Source organism: Peptococcaceae bacterium (assembly GCA_024655825.1).
Classification (GTDB): Bacteria; Bacillota; Peptococcia; order DRI-13; family PHAD01; genus JANLFJ01.
On record JANLFJ010000040.1, the window covers coordinates 1 to 23757 of the forward strand.

General features: G+C 48.3%; 17 protein-coding genes and 1 pseudogene. 12 read left to right on the forward strand and 6 right to left on the reverse strand.

Going from position 1 to position 23757, the window contains the following annotated elements; genetic code table 11:
- Window positions 1-1297 precede the first annotated feature (1297 nt).
- Window positions 1298-1387: pseudogene (locus tag NUV48_12805) on the forward strand (SEC-C metal-binding domain-containing protein).
- A gap of 251 nt (window positions 1388-1638) precedes the next feature.
- Here the strand turns inward: NUV48_12805 and NUV48_12810 are convergent.
- The gene (locus NUV48_12810) at window positions 1639-2040 is read right to left on the reverse strand and encodes a helix-turn-helix domain-containing protein (GenBank protein MCR4443019.1); all 402 of its coding nucleotides are present in this window, start codon (window positions 2038-2040) and stop codon (window positions 1639-1641) included.
- A 393-nt stretch (window positions 2041-2433) separates the two neighbouring features.
- On the opposite strand from NUV48_12810, the gene aroF reads away from it, so the two are divergent.
- The 7 genes from aroF (at window position 2434) to NUV48_12845 (ending at window position 10965) form a co-directional block, all read left to right on the forward strand.
- Complete coding sequence (aroF, locus tag NUV48_12815; protein MCR4443020.1) at window positions 2434-3447, forward strand: 3-deoxy-7-phosphoheptulonate synthase; 1014 nt, start codon at window positions 2434-2436, stop codon at window positions 3445-3447.
- 22 nt (window positions 3448-3469) lie between these two features.
- Complete coding sequence (locus NUV48_12820) at window positions 3470-4576, forward strand: prephenate dehydrogenase (protein ID MCR4443021.1); 1107 nt, start codon at window positions 3470-3472, stop codon at window positions 4574-4576.
- Between the two features lie 53 nt (window positions 4577-4629).
- Window positions 4630-5916: a 3-phosphoshikimate 1-carboxyvinyltransferase gene (gene aroA, locus NUV48_12825; GenBank protein MCR4443022.1), complete on the forward strand. Its 1287-nt coding sequence runs from the start codon at window positions 4630-4632 to the stop codon at window positions 5914-5916.
- Window positions 5917-5920: 4 nt separating this feature from the next.
- Complete coding sequence (gene aroE, locus NUV48_12830) at window positions 5921-6775, forward strand: shikimate dehydrogenase (GenBank protein MCR4443023.1); 855 nt, start codon at window positions 5921-5923, stop codon at window positions 6773-6775.
- Between the two features lie 7 nt (window positions 6776-6782).
- Window positions 6783-7931, forward strand: coding sequence for a chorismate synthase (gene aroC, locus NUV48_12835; GenBank protein ID MCR4443024.1), 1149 nt, complete (start codon window positions 6783-6785; stop codon window positions 7929-7931).
- A gap of 27 nt (window positions 7932-7958) precedes the next feature.
- A complete protein-coding gene (aroB, locus tag NUV48_12840; GenBank protein MCR4443025.1) occupies window positions 7959-9062 on the forward strand; it encodes a 3-dehydroquinate synthase in 1104 nt (367 codons plus the stop codon).
- Window positions 9063-9324: 262 nt separating this feature from the next.
- Window positions 9325-10965: an FMN-binding glutamate synthase family protein gene (locus NUV48_12845; GenBank protein ID MCR4443026.1), complete on the forward strand. Its 1641-nt coding sequence runs from the start codon at window positions 9325-9327 to the stop codon at window positions 10963-10965.
- Between the two features lie 232 nt (window positions 10966-11197).
- Here the strand turns inward: NUV48_12845 and cysK are convergent, their stop codons facing one another.
- The 4 genes from cysK to NUV48_12865 all read right to left on the reverse strand — a co-directional run bounded on the left by cysK (window position 11198) and on the right by NUV48_12865 (window position 16239).
- Complete coding sequence (cysK, locus tag NUV48_12850; protein ID MCR4443027.1) at window positions 11198-12121, reverse strand: cysteine synthase A; 924 nt, start codon at window positions 12119-12121, stop codon at window positions 11198-11200.
- A gap of 225 nt (window positions 12122-12346) precedes the next feature.
- Window positions 12347-13957: a thiamine pyrophosphate-binding protein gene (locus NUV48_12855; GenBank protein MCR4443028.1), complete on the reverse strand. Its 1611-nt coding sequence runs from the start codon at window positions 13955-13957 to the stop codon at window positions 12347-12349.
- Between the two features lie 48 nt (window positions 13958-14005).
- Window positions 14006-14983, reverse strand: coding sequence for a M14 family metallopeptidase (locus tag NUV48_12860; GenBank protein MCR4443029.1), 978 nt, complete (start codon window positions 14981-14983; stop codon window positions 14006-14008).
- A 56-nt stretch (window positions 14984-15039) separates the two neighbouring features.
- Window positions 15040-16239, reverse strand: a complete 1200-nt coding sequence (locus tag NUV48_12865) for a pyridoxal phosphate-dependent aminotransferase (protein ID MCR4443030.1) — start codon at window positions 16237-16239, stop codon at window positions 15040-15042.
- 449 nt (window positions 16240-16688) lie between these two features.
- Between NUV48_12865 and NUV48_12870 the strand changes: the two genes are divergently transcribed.
- The 4 genes from NUV48_12870 to NUV48_12885 all read left to right on the forward strand — a co-directional run bounded on the left by NUV48_12870 (window position 16689) and on the right by NUV48_12885 (window position 22271).
- Window positions 16689-17957 carry an Nramp family divalent metal transporter gene (locus tag NUV48_12870; protein ID MCR4443031.1) on the forward strand — a complete coding sequence of 423 codons (1269 nt, stop codon included), beginning with the start codon at window positions 16689-16691 and terminating at the stop codon, window positions 17955-17957.
- An 85-nt stretch (window positions 17958-18042) separates the two neighbouring features.
- Complete coding sequence (locus NUV48_12875) at window positions 18043-19200, forward strand: M20/M25/M40 family metallo-hydrolase (protein ID MCR4443032.1); 1158 nt, start codon at window positions 18043-18045, stop codon at window positions 19198-19200.
- A gap of 89 nt (window positions 19201-19289) precedes the next feature.
- A complete protein-coding gene (locus NUV48_12880) occupies window positions 19290-21191 on the forward strand; it encodes an aldehyde ferredoxin oxidoreductase family protein (protein MCR4443033.1) in 1902 nt (633 codons plus the stop codon).
- Window positions 21192-21584: 393 nt separating this feature from the next.
- Window positions 21585-22271 (forward strand): GntR family transcriptional regulator, encoded by a 687-nt coding sequence (locus NUV48_12885; GenBank protein ID MCR4443034.1) that lies wholly within the window; start codon window positions 21585-21587, stop codon window positions 22269-22271.
- Window positions 22272-22435: 164 nt separating this feature from the next.
- Here the strand turns inward: NUV48_12885 and NUV48_12890 are convergent, their stop codons facing one another.
- Window positions 22436-23614: a hypothetical protein gene (locus NUV48_12890; protein ID MCR4443035.1), complete on the reverse strand. Its 1179-nt coding sequence runs from the start codon at window positions 23612-23614 to the stop codon at window positions 22436-22438.
- Window positions 23615-23757: the final 143 nt, after the last annotated feature.

The following is a 23757-nucleotide window of genomic DNA, read 5'->3' on the forward strand; positions in this document are numbered from 1 at the left end:
ATCCGAGTTCCTTCTAATTTTTGCGATTTTTATACGATTTTTTCAGGGGAAACTAAATAACCTAACTCCTGATGAATGGTGGAATGAGTATGAATCAATGTCAAAACAAGAACAATATGATTTCTTGAAAAAATATCTTAAGCAGGGATTATCACCGAATTTTGCACAAGATATTGGCCTGGTTGATATAAGTATAAGCTTGTTTGAATTTTTTATAAGAGGAAAACAATACGATAAAGTGCTGGAGATGCAAGCTCTCCTACACGAGCAAGACCCTGAAGTTTTGGGCAAGGAAAGGTTTTATGCGGATTCTTTCGCTGTAGAGGTTCATCTTTTCAAAAAGGACAGCGAATCAGTAAAGAAGAGTATGGAAAGCTTTATTGCTGTCCCTGTTGAGTCTATTGATACAATGATTCCCATTGTTGACAAGCTAAAATATTATGGTTATGACGATTTTGCTCAGTTTTTAAGCAAGGAAGTATACTACCCGATCAGGAAATCGGACAAACTGATTGGAGGAGCAGAAGAGGATTTTGCCAAGATTATTCTTATGATGGAATTTCAAAATCTTTATAAAAGCAAACGTAAAGGTTCAACGACTGAAAGAAAGGAATTTGTTAGACGTCTGAAATTATATGATTATGATGATGAAAATGGACTTGGCTTAACGTACAATAATGTTTTGACAGAATGCAATGATTTTAGCAATTTGTGTTACGCGGATTTCAATAAGGATAAGAAAGATTTCTTTCAAAAACTGTTTTTTGGTTTCAGTAAATATGTTTTTGGCAATAAGAACATTAACTTTCCTACAGCGTACGATATTTGGACAGGGGCATGGGAGAGCTTTTATCTTGATAATCCTATGGACCAAAAAAGCGGCAGGTTGGATAACTTCTTTAAACTTAACAAGAAGGAGCTTTATGATTATGTCAGTGCCAGATTCGATTTTCTATCCAATAAAAAGCCTTATGCGTTTGCTGTTTTATGGGGACTGCAGTATGTATATGACTTCCTGAAATTAAATCTTCTTGTTAGTGATGATAATTATTTTGAAGCATTGGAGTTTATTAAATATACAAGGATGGAATTGATTGAGGGACTTAGAGACAGTATTTGGGAGTATGATTTTGTGCATTCATGGGTTAAGCCTGATTCTATTAGTGAGGAAGAATTCAACAAGGAAAAGGAATATTTTGAGAAAACGTTTTATAAGAAGACGGATATCAAAGAATATTTACCCAATGAATATTTTGAGAGAAGAGCATCAATGCAGAAAGAGATAATGAATAGAAATACTGTTAGGAATGAGGGTATAAAAATAGGACGCAACGACCCATGTCCGTGCGGCAGCGGAAAGAAGTATAAGAAATGCTGCGGAAAATAAATGAAGGAGAGCTGATTATGAAGTTTGTTGGAACGTGGCATATATATGAAATGGAAATGTGGGATGAGGATTATTTCAACATGGAAGTACAGGCTTAGATTACAATAATAAAGGAGAACGGTACCGGCGATTTTCAATTTGGTCTCGTTTCGTGCGGTTTACATGGCAAGACAGTTGATTATGGAGGACGAAATAGGTTTGAGTTTACATTTGAAGAAATTGAAGGGGAGTTCAGATTCCACCTTGGTGACTCATCTACATTTTTGGCGAGAAAAGCAAAAGCAACCTTTCGATACGACCTTTTCCTTGAGCAGATTTTTAACAAGTATTCTGTAAACAGAAGGCTTGCTAAGGCTAATTGATTCGTATTCCTCAAGGAGCTCTTGAAAATGGGAGAAATTGGCTTTAGAGTATTTCTCTGATTTTTTAAGATTGATGACTGCATTTTTAACCTCATCAGACAAAGCATGCGCAGGCTTCCGGCCTCTGTTTTTGTGGATTACGAACGCCTCGCCATTTTCCTTGACCCCCTTTTTAATGCGTTTTACCTGGCGTTCGCTTAGGTCTAAAACCTCTGCCGCTTCACTGATACTCATTTTCCCGTCGATTAAACAACGGGCTACGTATAATTTGTTTCGTTCATCCTGTGTCATTGATAATATCATCCTTTCATTTTAACCAGGGTGACATTTTCTTAGAAATATTTCAAGGGTGACATTATCACAGAATGAACACACGTTTAATTTTTGACTGTTGAAATTTTGCAATCCAGCGATTATAATATATAGCAATTACAGGTTTGGCGCCTGTAAACAGCAGGACAGCAGGATAGCAGGAACAGCAGGACCGGATTCGCGGGACAGTCAAGACAGCCAAATGACGGCAGGATGGCAGGACGGTAGGAAGAAGTCGTTCGTTCGCAGGGCACCCTTCCTAGGGGTGCCTTTTTGTACCCAGGGTTTCCCCTGTTTCCGTGGAAGCGCCGGTTGATCTGTGAGCCCTGTCTTTTCTTGCGGCTAAACTGCAGGAAAAAAGGAGGAAACAAAATGATTGTAGTGATGAAGACGGACGCGGGAGAAGACGCTATTAGTCTGGTGGTCAGAAAATTGAAAGAAAACGGCTTCCAGGTCCACGAGTCGCGGGGGGTTGAAAGGATCCTTCTGGGCGCCGTGGGCGACAAAACGCACTACATGGACCTGGCGCTGGAAGCCATGGAAGGCGTGGAAAAGGTGGTGCCCATCCTGGCCCCGTACAAACTGGCCAGCCGCGAATTTAAACGGGAAAACACCGTCATTTCCCTGGGGGACCTGGAAATCGGCGGCCGGGAAATCCAGGTGATGGCCGGGCCCTGCGCGGTGGAGAGCAAAGAACAGCTGATGGAAGTCGCCGCTGTGGTCAAGGAATACGGCGCGCGCATCCTGCGGGGCGGCGCTTTCAAGCCGCGGACTTCTCCCTACGCCTTCCAGGGCCTGGAGGAAAAGGGACTGGAGTACCTGGCGGAAGCAAGGGAGAAAACGGGATTGCGGATTGTCACCGAGGTGATGGATACCCGGAAAGTAGAAATGGTGGCAGAGTATGCCGACATCCTGCAGGTCGGGGCGCGCAACATGCAGAATTTTCCCCTGTTGAAAGAAGTGGCCAGGTTTGACAAGCCGGTGCTCCTGAAAAGGGGTCTGAATGCCACCTTTGAAGAATGGATCATGGCCGCCGAGTACATCATGCTGAGCGGCAACCACCGCGTGATCTTGTGCGAGAGAGGAATACGCACCTTTGAAAACTACACCCGCAACACCCTGGATCTGTCAGCCGTTCCGGTAATCAAGCACCTCACTCACCTGCCTGTGGCCGTGGACCCCAGCCATTCCACAGGAAAATGGCGGTTTGTTCCGCCCATGGCCCGCGCGGCAGTGGCGGCCGGCGCCGACGGGCTGATAATCGAGGTCCATCCCAGCCCGGGCGAGGCGCTCTGCGACGGCCCGCAGAGCATTACCCCGGAGCGATTCGCGGCGACAATGGCTGAGCTGAAAAAAGTGGCGGCCGCGGTGGATAGAACGATCTAGCGTGCATAAAGGGGGGAGGGAAATGCCCATTAACGAGATCGCCATCATCGGGCTGGGCGTGATAGGGGGGTCCCTGGGCAAAGCCTTGAAGGCCAGGCTGCCCCTGGTCAAAGTAACCGGTATAGATGTGAACGTCGTTGCCGTTAAAGCGGCTAAAGACCTGGGTATTGTTGACGAGGGGACCGCCAGCATGGAGGAGGGCGTCTTCGGCGCCGATTTAGTCTTTTTAGCCACGCCGGTGCCGGTTATGGCCGAGGTTTGCCGCCGGATAGCGCCCTTTTTGAAAAAGGGGGCCATCATCACCGACGTAGGAAGCACGAAGGAGAATGTGGTCAACCTGATGCGCGACATCCTTCCCGGTACGGTGCACTACGTGGGAGGTCATCCCATGGCGGGGTCGGAAAAAAGCGGGCTGGCAGGGGCCAGCGAACTCCTGTTTGAGAATGCGGTCTACATACTGACACCGACCGCCGAAACCCCTCCTGAGGCGACGCAGGCGGTCAGCGAGATCGTGGAGAGCCTGGGGGCGCGGGTGATGGTCCTTTCGCCGCAGGAGCACGACAGGAAAGTGGCTGCCGTGAGCCATCTTCCCCACCTTATTGCCAGCGCCCTGGTCAATACGGTGGGTGAAAGGGAAGCGCGGGAACGCGGCTACTTCGCTCTTGCCGCCGGCGGGTTCCGCGACACGACAAGAATAGCGTCCAGCAGCAGCGAGATGTGGTGCGACATCCTGCTGGAAAACAGTGAAGCGCTGTTGCCGCTGGTCGGCGAGTTCAAAAAAACGCTGTCGGCCATGGAAAGGATCATAAAGAACAAAAACCGCCGCTCCTTGCAGCGGATGCTGGTCAGCGCCCGGCTGTGGCGCAACAAGGTGCCCACCGGCATGAAAGGCATCCTGCCGCAGGTGTACGAGCTGACAGTGGCCGTCCCCGACCGGCCGGGGGTAATTGGCGAAATCTCCACCCTGATGGGCAGGAACAATATAAATATTATCGACATCGAGATCATGCGCATACGCGAGGGCGACGAAGGGGTGATCCGCCTGGGCTTTGCCAAGGAAAAAGAGATGGAAAAAGCGGAGGAAGTGTTGGAAAAGCACTGCTTCAATGTGCGCAAATATGATGTATAATTAATGCAGGATATTCCTATTTTTAGATAGGTCTGGAAAAGAGGTTGACCGCTGTGTTGTTGAAAATCTTGCCTGCCGACAAGCTCGGCGGGACGATCAGGGTGCCGGGAGACAAGTCCATTTCGCACCGGGCGGTGATGCTCGGGGCGTTGGCCGAGGGGACCACGGAGATTGAAGGTTTTCTTTTCGGGAAGGACTGCCTCAGCACGGTCCGCTGTTTCCGCTCCCTGGGCGTGCAGGTCGGAGTAAAAGACGGGCTGGTCACGGTGCGGGGGAAGGGCCTTTACGGTCTCCGCGAGCCGGCAAGCGTCCTCAATGTGGGCAATTCGGGGACGACAATTCGCCTTCTCTCCGGCATTTTGGCCGGGCAGCCGTTCACGTCGGTCCTTACGGGAGACGGTTCGATCCGCCGCCGTCCAATGGGTCGGGTTACCAGGCCCCTGCGCGAGATGGGCGCGGTTATCCTGGGCCGGGAGGACGGGAACCTGGCGCCCCTGTGCATAAAAGGGGGCAGGCTCAAACCTTTTTCTTACCGGTCCCCGGTGGCCAGCGCCCAGGTCAAATCGGCCCTGCTCCTGGCGGGACTGTTCGGCGACGGCTGGACGGAAGTGTCTGAACCGGCCTCTTCCCGCAACCACACGGAATTGATGCTTTCTTCCTTCGGGGCGCGGGTGGAAACGGACGGCAGCCGGGTCCGGGTAAAGGGAGGACCCGTTTTGCGGGCGCAAAACGTGGTGGTTCCCGGCGACATTTCTTCGGCCGCTTTCTTTATTGTGGCGGCGCTCATCGTGCCCGGCAGCAAAGTTGTCATCGAATCGGTGGGGCTTAACCCCACCCGCGACGGGATCATTGAGGTATTGCAGGCAATGGGGGCCAAGATACGGGTTGTGAATAAAAAAGCCGCGGCAGGCGAAGTGATGGGAGACCTGGAAATTGAATCGAGCGAGCTTTCCGGCGTCAAAGTGGGCGGGGAAATAATCCCGCGGTTGATTGACGAGATACCGGCGCTGGCGGTGGCGGCGCTTTTTGCCGGCGGCGTGACGGAAATACGCGATGCCGCGGAGCTTAAAGTAAAGGAAAGCAACCGCATAGCGGCCATTGGCGAAGGTCTTTCCCGGCTGGGAGGCAGGGTGGAGGAACTGCCCGACGGGCTGCGCATCTGGGGGGGCCGCCGCCTGCGGGGCGCGACCTGCCAGAGCCGCCGCGACCACCGGATAGCCATGGCCCTGGCCGTTGCCGGCCTGCGGGCGGAAGGAGAAACCATTATCGAGAACGCGGAGGCCATCAGCGTTTCCTATCCGGACTTTATCGACACCATCGAGCGGCTGAGGGGGGAATGAACGGGTGGAGATAAACGGGTCGACAAGCCTGTACGCCATTCTTGGCGATCCCATCGCTCACAGTCTTTCCCCGGCCATGTACAACGCGGCCTTTGGCCATTTGGGGGAAAACAGCGTTTACCTGGCCTGCCGGGTGACCGGGGGAAAACTGGCTGAAGCGGTCGCCGGCCTGAAGGCCCTGGGCTTCCGCGGGGGCAACGTTACCATTCCTTTTAAGGAACAGGTTATTCCCCTCTTGGACGGGATCAGCGAAGAGGCCGGGTTAATCGGGGCGGTCAACACCTTGTACTGGCGCGACGGCAGGCTGTGGGGCGACAACACCGACGGGCCTGGTTTCATCCGGGCCCTGGAACAGGTGGAGCCCCGCTTCCGGGAATACGGCAGCGCCCTGCTTTTGGGAGCCGGCGGTTCAGCCCGCGCCGTGGCGGTTCACCTTGCCCTGGCGGGCATAAAAAAGGTCACCGTCGTTAACCGCACCCCCAGTAAGGCCCTGGAGCTTGTCCGGCTCCTGGAAAAGCTGGGGGTCCAGGCGAAATGGCTGGACTGGGAAGACCTCTCATTGGGGGAGGCGGCGGCGGGCAGCCGCATCATCATCAACACGACGCCCCTCGGCATGTCCCCGCAAACGGCGGGGTGCCCAGCCATCGATTTTTCCAGGCTGGGCCGTGAACACCTGGCGGTTGATTTGATTTACAAGCCGCGGGAGACGCTGTTCTTGAAGCGGGCCGGGGAACAGGGCTGCCGGACGATGAACGGGCTGGGAATGCTGCTGGAACAGGGCGTGCTCTCTTTTGAATTGTGGAGCGGGCTGAAAGCGCCGGCCGGGGTAATGAAACGCGAACTGGAAAGGTGGTTGTGAAGCGATGCTGCGCTATTTGACAGCCGGCGAGTCCCACGGCAAGGCCCTAACGGCGATCATCGAAGGACTCCCTGCCGGGCTGGAGCTGGACGTGCAGAGGATAAACGAAAAACTGCGCCGCAGGCAGGGCGGGTATGGGCGCGGCGGCAGGATGGCCATCGAGTCCGACCGCGTCGAATTCGTTTCCGGGTTGAGGGGTTCGGTAACGCTGGGCAGTCCAGTAACCCTTGTCATATCAAACAGGGACTGGGAAAACTGGCAAGCGGTAATGCACCCTTTAAAAAAACAAAACGACCCGCAGAGAACGGTGACGGGACCGCGGCCGGGCCACGCCGACCTTGCCGGGGGTATAAAATACAGGCAAAAGGACTTGCGCAACATCCTGGAAAGATCCAGCGCCAGGGAGACGGCCGCCCGGGTCGCGGTGGGGGCGGTAGCCCAGGAGTTCCTTGGGGCCTTCGGCATTAAAGTGCAGGGGCAGGTGATGGCCGTCGGCCCGGTAAAGGTGGAAGCTCCGCCGGGAACGGTGGGCGAGGAGCTATACGACAGCCCCTTTTACTGCCCTGACCCGCGGGCGGTTGATTCCATGAAATCCTTGATCGACGAGGCCAGGGCGCGCGGCGATACCCTGGGCGGCATCTTCCAGGTGGTGGCGGAAGGCGTTCCCCCCGGCCTGGGGTCTCATGTCCACTGGGACAGGCGCCTGGACGGCCGCCTGGCCCAGGCCGTCATGAGCATACCCGCCGTCAAGGGAGTGGAAATAGGGCTCGGTTTTGAATCCGCGGTCCTGCCGGGTTCCCAGGCGCATGACGAGATCGATTATTCGGCTTCACGGGGTTTCCACCGCCGGACCAACCGGGCGGGGGGCCTGGAGGGAGGAATAACCAACGGTGAAACCCTGGTGATCAGGGGGGCCATGAAACCGATCCCCACCTTGGGCTCGCCGCTCGACAGCGTCGATGTGCTCAGCAAAGAAAAGACCAGGGCGGCGGTGGAGCGGTCCGATGTCTGCGCTGTCCCGGCTGCCGCCGTGGTGGCGGAAGCCTCCGTCGCCTGGGTGCTGGCCGCGGCGCTGCTGGAAAAATTCGGGGGCGACCACCTGGAAGAAACCCTGGAAAACTACAGGAACTACCTGGCTTACGTGAGCAGGTGGTAGAATCAATAAAAGAGGAGGGTCGCCCTGGTGAATAATTCCCTGCGCAGCGTGAAAGTGGACCTGGGTGAACGCAGTTATTCGATCCTCATCGGTTACGGCATCCTGCCGCGGTGCGTGGCCGGCCTGGGCAGGTTCCCTTTGGAAAAAGAGGCCTTCGTGATCAGCGACGACATTGTTTACGGCCTGCACGGCGCCGGCCTGGAGAAGCTGCTTGCCGGCGCGGGCTGCCGCACTCATAATTTCATCATGCCGGCCGGCGAAGAGGCCAAGTCATGGCCGCAGGCCGGGGCTGTTCTCCAGAGAATGCTGGAGGAAAACCTGGGCCGCAAAGCCTTCGTCGTGGCGGTCGGAGGCGGCGTGGTGGGCGACCTGGCGGGGTTTGCGGCGGCTCTATACCGGCGGGGAATACCGCTGTTTCAGGTGCCCACCACCCTGCTGGCCCAGGTGGACAGCAGCGTGGGGGGGAAAGTAGCGGTAAACCATGCGCTGGGCAAAAACATGATTGGCACGTTCTACCAGCCGCTTGAAGTATGGGCCGACCTTTCCGCCCTGGAAACGCTCCCTCTTAGAGAGTGGCGGGCCGGGCTGGCGGAAGTGGCCAAGTATGCCGTTATCTGGGACGGCGAATTGTACCGCTTTTTGGAGGACCACGCGCGGGAAATACTGGACAGGGACCCGCGGGTTGTGCCGGAGGTCATCGAGCGGTGCTGCCGGATCAAGGCGGAAGTTGTCAGCCGGGATGAGAGAGAAGAGGGGCTGCGCAGCATCCTGAACTTCGGCCACACCATCGGCCATGCCCTGGAAAGCGCCACCCAGTACAAGAAATACCGGCACGGCGAAGCGGTTGCGGTCGGCATGGTCGGGGCCTGCCTGCTGGCGCAGGCGATGGGCGTGCTGCCTGGCGAGGAAGCGGTCATGAGGGTCAAGCGCCTCCTGCGCGAGTGGGGGCTTCCCGTGGCTTTGCCGGATGAACTGCTTGAACCGGCGGCCAGTCACCTGGTTTACGACAAAAAAATCGTCGGCAAGGAAGCCGTGTTCGTCCTTCCGCGGTCCATCGGGCAGGTGACGGTAGAAAAAGGCGTCCCGTGGGAACTGGTCCGGCAGTCCCTGAAGCGGTTGACGAAAGAATGACAAAGGGCCTGCCGCTTTTTGGAGGAAAATTTAATGCTTGAAATTATGAGGCGCGTCGATGCCCTAGCGGGACGCGCCTTTTTGTATACATAATATTGTTCGTATTGTCAGGCAAGTAAAACTGTATACCTTACTGTTATACTGTATACATCAGACAAAAAACTGTACAATAACAGGTTCATGTTGTAATATATCATTCAAGCGTACTGTTACTAGCGTTCATATATTATTAATTTTTGTGCCTTTAAGGAGGAGATATGTTGTGATCCAGTGGCCAAAAACAAACGACGTTCTGGGAACCGTCAACAGGGGTGACGCCGCGGAGTCCGGGCTGTGCACGCTCTGCCGGGCCGACTGCCAGGGCAAATGCGAGACTTTCCTTTCCAGCATGGTCGGCAGGAAAATGCTTTATCCGAGGGATTTCGGCACGGTGACGGCCGGCAGCAGGAACAGCACGCATGTCGGCGTGTCTTACAACTCGCTGCGCATAAACGGGTACAACTACGGCTCGCAAGGCTTGCCGCCAGGTCTGAGCAGCTCCGCGGACGACTGCATTTTCCCCAATGTTTCGATCGAGAGCGAGTTCGGGGCGCAAGTGAAAACCAAGTCCCGGGTGCCTTTCATGACCGGGGCTCTCGGCTCGACGTTTATCGCCGCCAAGTACTGGGATTCGTTCGCGATTGGCGCGGCGCTGGTCGGCTTTCCCATCGTGATCGGCGAAAACGTGGTGGGGATAGACAAGGAGGCCGTGATCGAAAACGGGCGGATCAAAAAAGCGCCTGAACTTGACAGGCGCATACAGACCTATCTCAAGTATTATGACGGGTACGGGGCAATCTTCGTGCAGATGAACGTCGAAGACACAAGGAACGGTGTGGCGGAATACGTCATCGACAAATACGGGGACAAGGCGATCATAGAGATCAAGTGGGGACAGGGAGCCAAGAACATCGGCGGCGAAATACAGGTGACCAGTCTTGATTATGCCATTTTCCTGAAAAACAGGGGATACGTGGTTGATCCCGACCCGACCAAACCTGAGGTGCAGGAAGCTTTCAAGAGCGGGGCGATCAGGTCTTTCGCCCGGCACAGCAGGCTCGGCTACACCGATAAATCCTCGGCGGAGCAGGTCCAGGAAGACTTCATGAAATTTGTGGAATACCTCCGGAAAATAGGCTACAGGAGAATATCCCTGAAGACGGGGTCGTACGGGATGGAGGCCCTGGCCATGTCCATCAAGTATGCCACGGACGCCGGCCTCGACCTGCTCACCGTGGACGGTTCCGGAGGGGGCACGGGGATGAGCCCCTGGAACATGATGGAGACCTGGGGCGTGCCCTCCATCCTGCTTCACGCCAAAACGTACGAATACGCATCCATCCTGGCGGCCAGGGGCAAAAGAGTGGTCGACATCGCCTTCGGCGGCGGGCTGGCCCGGGAAGACCACATCTTCAAAGCGCTGGCCCTGGGAGCGCCTTATGTCAAACTGATCTGCATGGGAAGGGCCGTTATGATTCCGGGATTTGTGGGTTCCAATATCGAAGGGGCCTTAAACCCCGACAGGAAAGCTGCGGTGTTCGGGAACTGGGATAAGCTCCCGCCGAGCGTGTCCCAGATCGGCACCAGGCCGGAAGAAATCTTTGCAGGGTACTACGACGTGCAGAAAAAAGTCGGGGCCGCCGAAATGAAGAACATCCCTTACGGGGCGATCGCCATCTGGACCCTTGCCGACAAACTGGCGGCGGGAGTCCAGCAGCTGATGGCCGGCGCAAGGAAATTCTCCCTGAAGGAAATAGCGAGGACAGACCTCTTCTCCGGGAACAGGGAGACGGAAAAGGAGACCGGCATCCCGTTCATCACCGAAGTCCAGGACGAAAGCGCCAAGAAAATCCTCAACTCCTGATTCCCAAAGAGCAAAAGGGGCAGGCGGGCCTATCGCTCGCCGGCCCCTTTTCGATTTTTTGGCAACAGGTAATAAGCCGTATGTTCTGAAGGGCTTTGCCCCATGAGGCACTTGGCAGTGACAAGAAAGCCGCTCTCTCAGGGGAAGCGTGGCTGGCACGGATTGTGCACGAGGCGCAAAGCCAGTTTAGTTTTATCAAGGGCAATTGTCAATGCGGATCCCGGCTTGCTTTTCACCTGAAAAGCGGGGTGCTGATATAGCGCTCGCCGGTATCGGGCAGGACGGTCAGGACGGTTTTACCCTTGCCCAGCCTTTGAGCCAGTTTTAATGCCGCCCAGACATTGGTCCCGCTGGAGATGCCGACCATCAAGCCTTCTTCCCTGGCCAGCCTTCTTGCTGTTGCCAGGGCCTGCTCATCGCTGACGGTGATGATTTCATCAATGATGCTGCGGTTTAGCACGGGAGGGATGAGCCCGTCCCCGATTCCCTGCTGGAGGTGGGAGCCGATGGGGCCGCCGGAGAGAATGGCGGCTTTTTCCGGTTCGACCGCCGTAATTATTATTCCGGGGAAGGCCTCCTTGAGCACCTCCCCGATCCCGGTAAGTGTGCCGCCTGTGCCTATCCCGGAACAGAAGGCGTCTATGGCGCCGCGGTATTGTTCCAGGATTTCGCGGGCGGTTGTGGCGCGGTGCATCTGCGGGTTATTGGGGTTTTCGAACTGCTGCGGGATAAACACCCGGCTGTCGGCCCTGGCCATGTCAAGAGCCTTTTGGACGCACTGCTCGATGACCTCCCCGATGTTCCCCCGGTCTTCGATAAGGATGACCTCAGCGCCGTAATTTTCAAGCAGTTTCTTCCGTTCCATGCTCACCGAGTCCGGCATCACCACTTTTACGCTATAGCCCTTGACTGCGCCGACCATGGCGAGGCCGATACCCTGGTTGCCGCTGGTGGGTTCCACGATGATTGAACCGGGCTTTAAGATGCCTGCCCGTTCTGCGGCCTCGATCATGGCCAGGGCGGAACGGGTCTTGATGCTCCCTCCGGGATTCAAAAACTCCGCTTTTACGATTATCCTGGCATCCTCCGAACCCGGCAGGCGGCGCAGTTCAATGAGCGGGGTCCTTCCCACAGCGTCCAGGATGGAGCTGCACAATTCAGCCAACTTTTGTAACCTCCCCCCAGGATATCATTTCACACTTTAATTATCCGATACTTTGGGGAGAAATGGTAGTAAAAAAACATTTCAGGACAGATTTGACCAAACGGATCAGGCCTTGGCCCCTGGCATCTTTAATCCGCAGGCCAAGACCTGATCTCTCATTTTGGGGGAGGCATATTGAAATATGGGATACAAAAACCACTTAGTTTCTTACGTTACTTATTTATAGTTCTTAGCAACCAGGCTATTATATACTGCACCATCAATAACTGTTTCCAGTATTACAGGGCCGTTCATCGAGAAGGCCTTCAACAATGATTCTTTCATTTGATTTGCGTCACGGACTTTTAGGACGGGTGCCCCAAAAAAGCTGTCAGCCTTAAAATACTCGCCTTCATACAAGACTGTACCATACCTTGGCGTTTTTTTCCGATCTTGTTTCAATTCTATCAAACTAAGCTTGCTGTCGCAGAAAACAATAATAACGACATTCAGCCCCAGGCGGCGGGCGGTCAATATTTCGCCGCAATTCATTAAGAATCCCCCATCGCCTGTGATGCATACAACTGTTTTTTCCGGCATGCACAATTTAGCACCAATAGCCGAGGGTATTCCGAAGCCCATTGATGACCAGCCGTTTGTAATAATAAATTCATTTGGTTCCTCGACTTTCCATAACTGTCCCAATAAATGTAGATGAGCTCCTACATCGCTGGTAAGAATGCCGTTTTTGGGGAACACTTCCCGTAATGTTTTAATAGCGTCGGAAGGTGTGAAAGACTCTCTCTTGGTGGGGTTTAGAGCTTCAAACATTTTGCATTTGTTTGCTTGTAAGAACGTTAAATCCCAGTCGAAAACAGGAAGGTTATGTCTGTCTATTAATTTTAGTGTTTCAGCAATATCCCCGACAACATTTTGGACAACATTGAATGCGGGCGAAATATCCGCTGGTTCAGTATCGATATGAATCAATGGAACATTTGGCATCCATGTTTCATAGTTAAACTCGACAGGGTCATATCCGATACCAATTACCAAATCTGACTCGCGGTAGATATTAGCTGCATATTCACTTTGCGCATGAAAAACGACGCCGACATAATTGGGGTGTTCTGGAGATATAATCCCTTTAGCCATTGGGGTTAATACAACGGGTATATTGTGTTTGTTTATAAAACGGCGAACGGCATGATAAAAACAATGCCTCGTAGCCGTAAGCCCAATAACTATAATTGGTTTTTTGGCTTTTTGTATAAATGCAACCGCATTATTAATGTCTTTTTCATCCGGAGCAATTAAACCTGTTTCCTTGGAAATGTAAATATCATCTTGAGCAAATTCTTCTTCCAAGCCGATAGGCAAGCCAAGGTGTACCGGACCAGGGACCTCAGACGCAGCAAGGGAAAAAGCTTTTGACAGGGTTGTCATGCAATTTTTATGGGACAGTCTTGTAGTCCATTTTGTTATTGGTTTAAATAATGCCTGGTGATCGATGTTCATCTGATATTTTCTGCCGATATATTCATTATTTACTTCGGTCGTCAATGCAACTAAAGGAGACCGGTCCAAATATGCACCGCCTATTCCCGTAGATAAATTGGTTGCGCCAGGGCCAAAAGTCGCATGACAAACACCCGGCATACCTGTTAACCGTCCGAAAACGTCAGCCATAATAGCAGCGCTTTGCTCATTGGCAACAAGAACAAATTCAATGCCGTTGGTCCTCATGGCTTCTATGTATGGAATAGAAGGTCCTCCTGGAATACCAAATACATATTTTACACCTTTGGACGAAAAAAATTTCATAATTTGTTCGGGTATGGATGACATGAAGTTTCCTCCCTAAATTAAATCTAAATCAGATATGAAACATGTAATTCAAGTTGTTTTTCCAATGGCCATAATTGAATCGCCATTTTTGACCGCGGGGCTAGACATTGTCCAAAGTATAACGCAATCCTCTTCCGCTATATGCTTTTCCAGTTCTTTGTCCTTGCGGTAATCGGTTATGACTGCCAGTAAGTCGCCTTTGGTTGCCTTTTGCCCTGGGCGGATCATTGGGTAAAGAATCCCGTTATTTTTGGCTTTTAATCTGATAAACTGTTTTAGGACGGTCTGGTTGTTATTTTTAGTCATTATGCCGCTATCAAGCATATTGAGACCTTTAAGAATATTGGTCACGCCTTGATAATGTAATTGTACCGCTTCTTCTTTCAATACTCCAAGGCCGCCAGCTTCCGGCTGTATCGAAGGTATTCCCAGTTCCGATACAGTGGCATAAAAATTACCCTGGTCGCTGGCGCCGCATCCTGAAGATTCGGTAATTGCAATATAATCTAACCCGTAGAGTTCGGCCATCCATGCCGATTTTTTGTCCGTTTCCTCTTGGCCTGATTTATGATAAAAAACATATGGATATAGATCTTCGATTGCATCCCCACTATGCATATCTATATGATAATCGGTTCCAGCCACAAAATCATACAATAAATGATGGGCAATTACCTCGGACAAGGTTCCTTTTGGATTCCCGGGAAAGACACTGTTAAGATTTTTGCCGTCAATTGGGTTTATAAAAGGCGAGCGGCTTCTGAATGATTCAAAATTGCATATGGGACAGCAAATAATCAAACCTTTAATTTCTGATGGGTCAAGATTTTTATATAACCTCAAAGCAGCTTCAATTCCTGAATACTCAGTACCATGGATGCCAGCAGTGATTGATACGGCTGGTCCACTTTTTTTGCCGTTGATTACGAAAAAGGGGATCGTTGCGCATCTGTTGTCTTTATCAATCACAGTTATTTCCGAAAAATATTTTTCGCCGCTGTTAACTGTTAAGTTTGAAATTTTCATCCTAAAATCTCCTTATCTCATTCGCGCCGCGAGTATTCTTTAAAAAGTCAAATTTATTAAAAGTTAAGCTTATCTATCGCTTGTTCAAGCCTGTCCATTCCTTCGGCAATCTCCTCCATGGATTTAGCAAAAACAATTCTTATATAACCGGGATATTCAAATGCTGCTCCCTGGACCACGGCAATATGAGCCTCATCCAAAAGGAAATTCACAACATCCATTTCATCATTAATTATTTTGTCGTCGTACCGTGCCCCATATAGGCCGCTAATATCAGGAAATACATAAAATGCGCCTTGAGGGGTATTGCAGCGGATGCGTTTAATAGAATTAAGTCTTTCCACTATGTATTTTCTTCTTTTATCATATTCGGCAACCATTTTTACGACTTCGTCCTGCGGACCCAATAGAGCTTCAACGGCGGCTTTTTGAGCGATAGAGTTGACGTTCCCTGTCACATGTCCCTGTAGTTTGCTGGCAGCATCGATTATTTCATGAGGACCGGCCGCATAACCTACTCTCCAGCCAGTCATGGCATATGTTTTGGATACGCTGTTTATGGTTATTGTCCAATCTTTTGCTCCCTTACAGAGAGTTGCCGGACTTACGTATTTAATGCCATCATAGATTAGCTTCTCATATACTTCATCGGTAATAATCCAAACGTTCTTTTCCACCAAAAATTCCACAATTTGTTTTAAATCCTCTTCGCTGTATACCGCGCCAGTAGGATTATTGGGACTGTTTAGAACTATTGCTTTAACTTTAGAATTATAATTAGATTTTACCTGTTCAAGCGTTAACCTGAAATTGTCTTTGGCTTCTGTTTTCACAAATATAGGTAAAGCCCCAGCAATTTTTATTTGTTCAATAAAGCTAACATAAGCGGGCGTAGGTATTAATACTTGATCGCCTGGTTGCAATACTGTCATGAATATCATACATAACGCCTGTTTGGCTCCGTTCGAAACAAGTATTTGGGAAGGCGAATATTCCAAGCCATTGTCACGGCTTAATTTAAAGGCAATGGCTTCTTTGAGTTCCTTTATGCCTGCCACGGCGGTGTATTTCGTAAATCCAATTTTTAAGGCTTGTACAGCGGCCTTTTTAATGTTTTCTGGTGTATCAAAATCGGGTTCGCCTTCGGCAAACTCAATAATGTTTATTCCTTTCCTTTTCATTTCGGCAGCTTTTTCAGCCGTGGAACATGTTGCAGAAGGATTAATAGCAGATACCGTAGGAGAAATCGTTCTCATTATATTTCAGCTCCTTAATTCTATAGATTTTTTAATTTATATATTCAGTGTACAATCTTTAATGTATATTGTCAACAGTAGACAAATTGAAATTAAGATGATTTACAATGAATTAACAAACAATCGGCATTTAACAATTATTTATATCATAAAGCATCATGTATTATATATATAAAATGTAGATTGTTGACAATCAACAATAATGAATGATATAATCCTTTTTGAAAATATGAAAATAAACGAGAACAAAGAGATGAAAGTATTTTTAAATTAATTATTTTTTTAGATCTACATAAAAAATATTATGCCGTTTCATCTTAGTATTATTGTGCAGCATGGTAGTTAAAATTTTCATTGCGGAGGGAGGGCTTAAGAACAACTAATACAAAGGAAACTAGACAAGGGTGGTATATGCTAAGTAAATTATTAATGAAAGGAAGGATTATTCAATGAGTATCCCCAATGGTAATCAAGCCAACGGCTCAAAAAATAACTCGTCGTTTTTTGATTATCTTAAAGCCATCGGACCTGGTGCAATTATCGCGGCTTCAATAGTAGGGCCCGGCACCGTCACTACCGCGTCGGTGCAGGGGGCTACCTACAGATATGAAGCCATATGGATCATCGCGATTGCATGTATCATTGCCTATTATTTCCAGGAACCGGCAATTCGTATTACACTCAATAAAGGTACAACCGTTTTAGAAGGTATTCGCGAACAAATCAGCCCGTTTGCTTCCGGGTTTTTATACATAGCGGTGCTGATGGGCGGGATTGCCTTCCAGGCTGGAAATTTCACTGGCGCAGCTATGGCGCTCAATTATTTTGTACCCTCGGTATCGATACCAGTTTGGGCGTTGACAATGTCTGTTGCGGCCTTGATAGTGTCTTGGATGGGTATTTACAGGTTGTTTGAAAACATTAATAAGGTTTTGATTGTTATGATGGTCGTTGCCTTTTTGCTTACAGCTTTTGTTTCAGGCCCTGGTTTAGGCAACGTAGTTAGCGAAGGGTTTTCATTTAAAATACCGGGCAATAATTATTGGCTTGTATTGGCGTTGGTTGCTACAACCGTTCCACCTAATATTGTTTTAGGTTACTCCGCATTTTTGAAAAAGAGATATTTCCAAGAAAAGTTCAGTTCGGTTATTTCAAAGGAGTCTTTGGCTAAGTTTGATCTTCGGTTAAACATGTTCATCACACTGCTAATTACCGCAGCAATAATTGTCTGCGCAGGAACAGTAATTAATCCTAAAGGAATTCAAATCAAAAGCGCCGCCGATATGGCTGTTCAATTAACGCCGCTATTGGGACGCTTCGCGGGCATTCTGTTTTCGCTTGGATTATGGGCTGCTGCGTTTTCTTCCGGATTGTACCAGATATCTCTTCAACCAATGCTGATGAATCCGGCGTTTGGTTGGGTGGAAGATATTAAAGCAACACGCAGCAGAATCGTCATGTTGGTTACAAGTATAATTCCGGTAATTATTGTGTGGATATTCAAAAAGATGCCTGTATCAATTATTATCACAGCACAGGCTTTAAATGGACTTGCTTTGCCATTGGTAGTATCCCTTGTTTGGATATTGTGCAATAAAAAAGATTTTATGCAGGAGCAGGTCAACAATACAAAACAAAATGTGGTCTATGGGATAATAATGGTGCTTGTTACTTTGTTAGCGTTACGTGTATTTCTGACATTGTTAAAGGTCATCTGATGCGATTTTAACAACCATGCTGCACAATCCACAATAAAATTACCTATGTCCTTGACAACATTAAACTACCGGGAGGGAAATGCTCTTGAATAATAAACTTGAAGACAGAATATTAGGCGCAATAAATACGCACGAAATAATTGAACTATTAAGCGATTTCGTAAAAATCCCCAGCATTAGCGGAGAAGAAGCCCGATTGGCTGCCTATGAAGCGGATATTTGTTCTAAAATTGGGCTTGATACCAAGATTGATAGCCACGGCAATGTTATAGCTGTTTTAAAGGGCAACAAACCAGGGCCAAGGATTGCTTTAAACAGTCATCTAGATACTGTGGGTTTTGGTGAAGGATGGAGCAAAGACCCGGTCGGTGCGGAAATAGAAGGCGACCGTTTATATGGGCGAGGAAGCGCGGACTGTAAGGCTAGCATGGTGGCCCATCTTATAGCGACTAAAGCCTTGATCGAAGCTAAGGCCGATTTGTCAGGAGAGATTGTAATTACTCATGTGGTTGAAGAGGAAGTGCAAAACACTGCAAGAAAAGGAACGGTAAGAATGATTAAAGACGGCTTCCAAGCCGACATGGCCATAAATGGAGAGGCTACTGACCTAAATATATGCGTTGCCTGCGAGGGGATGCTGGAAGTAAAAATAAACACCTTGGGATTACGAGCGCATGGCAGCACACCGGAAAAAGGGATAAACGCCATAAGCCAAATGTGTAAAGTAATTAACGAGATATCAAAGCTTCAGCCGGGTTACAATAAATATACAGGATACGGTTCAATAGTTCCGGGGGTTATAAAAGGCGGGGAGCGATCAAGTGTTGTGCCTGATGAATGTGAATTGCGGGTTTCGCGGTTTATTGTACCGGGAGAAAACGGTCCAATGTTTTATTCCCAGATACTTGGGATAATTGAACGGTTAAAAATTGCGGATGAAAAATTTAATGCCAGGGCCGAGCTTGTATATAATTCAAATCCGTCATTGATTAGCGAAGACGAGATTGTTGTCCAAAGAATGATTGATGCCCACAAGTATATTGGGCTGCCTTACACTGTCAGCGGTACACCCCAGCATGACGACGCCGATTACTTGGTGAACATGGCTAATATACCTACTGTTATATATGGTCCAGGCCATGGAAAGATTGCTCATATGCCTGATGAATATGTTTTAATACCAGATGTTGTAACAGCTGCTAAAGTATATGCCTTAACAATGTTTTATGCTCTTAGAGGTTGATTGTCATATATTATTAAGCAATTTCTTGGCAGTTATAGCAATGGTTTGGCGCTGGGAAATTGCTTTTATTTTTTCCGGGAGGGGAAATTATGCATTATGGATGGAAAGGAAAGATATTATTTATCGATTTGACCCAAAAAAAATATTGCGTCGAAGGCATCAGAGATTATCTTAATTACTTGGGCGGCAGAGGTATTAATGAGTTATTGATGTTTAAGACGATAAAAAAACAAACAAAGCCTCTTGACCCCGAAAATACGATTTTTCTTGGCTCGGGTCCGTTTGTCGGCACATTGGTTCCAGGTGCCAATCGATTGTCCATTGATTTTAAAAATGTTTTGACGGAGGGTATAGGTTCCGCTAATTGCGGCGGTCAATTTGCTGCTGAAATGAAATTTGCCGGCTATGACCATATCGTTATTACTGGGCGGTCTAAGGAACCCGTGTACATTTTTATTGACAATAATATGGTTTATTTTAGGGATGCTGAACACTTATGGGGCAAGAACACTTGGGAAACTGAAAACCTTATAAAAGCTGCTGAAAGAGAAGAGACCCTCAAGACTTTAACGATTGGCGTAGGTGGCGAAAACCTGGTTAAATACGCCTGCATAATTGGGGATCGAGGAAGGGCAGCCGGTTACGGCGGCGGTGGTGCCTTATTTGGCAGCAAGAATTTAAAAGCAATTGCTATAAAAGGTACTAGCCCAGTAATTGTAGCGCATCCTAATGGTTTTATTGAAAAGATTAGAAAATACTCAGAGTCTATTGAGAACAGCCAGGTCATTAAGAACTATCGTGACGGCGGCACTCTTTTACCTTATCTTCGGCCGGGACAAAACAGGCCGCATGGTGTCAAAAACATGTCTGAAGAGTTTTGGAGCGACGAAGCGATTGCCTGTGTTACAAGGGACAAGTTTGACAAGCATTTGCTTAGAAGGCATTCTTGTTTTAATTGTCCGGCGTACTGCAGCAGTATATATCAGATTAATGACAATATATATTGCGAAGGAGTCCAGGCCAATACACTCAGGGCCTTTGGTTCCAACTTGGATGTAAGAAATCCAGAATTTATACTGCAAGCTAATGCGTTGGCCAATATGTACGGGCTGGATACAGACCAGACCTCTGCAGCAATAGCCTGGGCTATAGAATGTTATGAGAATGGGATCATAAACAAAGCGGATACTGATGGGCTTGAACTGCGATGGGGATATGGGCCGGCGATTTTAGAACTGATAAGAAAAATAGCCTTTCGGGAAGGCTTTGGAAATGTTTTAGCCGAGGGAGTATATGAAGCTATAAAAATAATTGGCAGAGGTTCAGAAAAATACGCAATGCTTGTTAAGAAAAACAGTTTAATGGAAGCTGGGATGCGTTCATTTAGGGCTTGGGCCTTGGGAATAGTCACTAGCGCAAAGGCCGGCGGGCATTTAAGAGGCGCTCCCGGCCAAGAAATGCAAAGAATACCACCAGACGTCAGCAAAAAGCTGTTCAATATTGATAATATCTATGATCCCAGGACATATAAAGACAAAGCGAAACTTGTCGCCTGGCAGGATAAATACAAAGGAATAATAGATTCAGTGGGAGTTTGTGCGTCAATTACGATGTGGATGGACATCAATTTATTTACACCAGAAGATCTTTCCGAATTCATGTTTTTAATAACTGGTGAAAACATATCTCCTGAGCAGTTGTTTGTTTTTGGTTCACGACTCAATAACATAGAAAGGGCATTCAATCTGTTACATGCTGGCTTCAAACGGAAAGACGATTATCCCCCCCGAAAATTAATAGACATCCCGGTTAATGATGGACCATACAAGGGTGACAGAATAGAGCTTGCTGAATGGGATAAAATGCTTGACGAATATTATAGCTGTCATGGTTGGGACCCTGAAACAGGTCTTCCAACACGTAACTGCCTTAAAGATTTAAATCTTGAATTTGTTATTGAGACCCTTGAACGTGACTGCATATATCTGTAATGCTGTCGAGTGATATTAATTGTACAAAGGGATGTGTATAGGCTATGTTTATTAAAGTAAGCGCCCAAAAATGTGTGGGGTGCCGGATTTGCGAGCTAAGCTGTTCCTTTGAATTGAACAGAGAATTCAATCCGATTAATTCCAAGGTGCGTATTTATTTTAAAGACAGTGGGGAAGTCGAAGTGCGCATAAATAAAGAATGCACATGCCTACCGCACGGCTTGCCGCTTTGTATACAGTTGTGTCCCACAAGCGCCATTCAACTACAGTGATTTATTCTTTTTTCTCCGGGGCCTTTTGCTAATACTTCACAAATTCGTTAAATTTGTTAATAATAAAAGCAGAAAAACTAAACCGGGCAGCTGTATTATTGCCGGAAAAGGAGTGTAACGGTTGGCTGGCAATAAATATTTTGAAGATATCAGTAACAACCTGTCGCTAAAAGACAAAGTATATAATGCAATAAAAACCCAGATTATCAGGGGCAATTTACAACCTGGCCAGAGGTTAGCTGAAGAGGAAATATCAAAAGAAATGAATATAAGCAGGGCTCCGATTAGAGAAGCTCTAAACAAACTTGAAAAAGAAGGATTTATAAAAATTTTCCCGCGGAAAGGCACGATTGTCTCCCCCATTACCAAGAATGATATATATAACATATGGGAAATGAGGAAGATATTAGAACCTTATGCAGCAAAAAAATCGATCAATAAGTTCCAAAAGGAAGAGTTGAACAGCATTGAAAACCAAATAAGTGAGGTGTTAAGCAATCCTAGCGATTTTGCACGCTATATGGACTCCGATTTAAAGCTTCACGAACTATTATATAAATACTTAACTAACCACCTGCTAAAAGACACATTAACTATGGTAAAAGAGCATTCACTAAGGTTGCGTTATTATGCGGAAAAGAAATCATCAACGCCGGAGGGGGTTATCATACAGAATTGCAAGGAGCACCTAGAAATAGTTAAGGCTCTTAAGGCTGGGGAAGAGGAAATTGTTTACAATACGGTACTCATGCACGTATTAAATGGTGCAAAGAGGACAATGGAAGCTTTAAATGAAGATATTATATAAGCATATAAGCATACTTCGCGCATACTTCGCGCCCATCAGCGGCAAAACCGCTCGTTTGATGCCGGACAAGAAAAGAAACTTGCCAGCTTTAAAAGCACCTATTAGTCGGCCAAAACTTAAGCTTGGCTCACGGGCAGAAAACACGATGGACAAGTTCAGCATAATTAATACTTGGACGTTTTCCTGCGGGGCCCCGCATGGGGAAGTCCAGCAGCAGTTTTTGCTTTCTTCCTTGAATCCAAAGCCATTATCAGCAGAATCATCGGCAAAACGACCCGTTTGAGGCCAGTAAAGAAAAGAAACAATGCCGCCGGCCAAAAAGTACTAAAATCAACAAATAACGCCGGGTCAGGGTGGTGCAAGAGCCAGGGCTTCCAAAACACCCACCATATCCCGGCCAGAATTGGTGTAACCCAAAACGGGAATATATGAAAAGAAATATACATCGTTGCTGCGATAAAAATTATTCCTAAGGTGGACATCACGGCATTTGTGTCTGTGACCAGGAGATCGGACCGGGTGGTGTCTCCAGCCAAAAAACCCGCCGGCAAACCGAACATTTCAAATAAAAAGATGGCCATCAGCGGCATAAGGATGAAGTAAAGCATGGTAATCTTGCCAAAATCCTGCACCCGGACCCTTTTAACAATGCACAGGATGGTCAGGATAACCGTCACAAGAATCAACGCATATTCAATCATCTGGGCGTAAGGGTCAAATTTTTCATATATAGGAACAAACAACCGGTAAAACCGGCCGATGAAATTCAAATAGCCCTTTTCATATACAGGGATCAAGCAAAAATTGATTATGGTTATTAGTCCGGCATAGCCAACCAGTCTTTTGCTCTGATGGTTTTTGGCCAGAGCATAGATCAGCCCTAAGCCTGTGAGCGTGCTTAATATCAACACTGCCGCTGGATCGCCGGGCCGTTGCCGGTTGATTGCGGGCAGCAGCAATACGGGAATAACGAACAGGCCACCCGCCGTGAGGATAAACAAATCGATTTTTTTGTTCAGAAATCCCATCAGCAGAACTGCTAAACCGGCCATGCTTATTACAACCATTAATAAAAATGGGCGGTAATCAGGGAAAAAACCGGTTGCGGCAAAAACAGATACCAACCCGCCGGACAACATGACTGTACCGGCATACATCTTAGCATTCCATTGCTTGCGAAAAAACGCAGTCGTCAGGACAACCGCACCGCAAAAAAACAAAACGATTGATGTACCGAGTGGCCTTAAATCCGGCCACATTTTTATTGCCCCGGCCAGGAAAAATAATCCAAGGATACAAAAGACAATTCCGACAATAGTTTTTATACTATTCGTATTCCTCATTGCTGCCTGCCCCCTTCAACCAACGGTTGGTCAAAAAACATAAAGCCTCTCTCCTTCGCATCGTAATACTGATTCCGTTACTTAAAATCAGGAGTTATGCAGTTGATGGAAAATAACACCAAAGCATAATCAAAAAATATTTT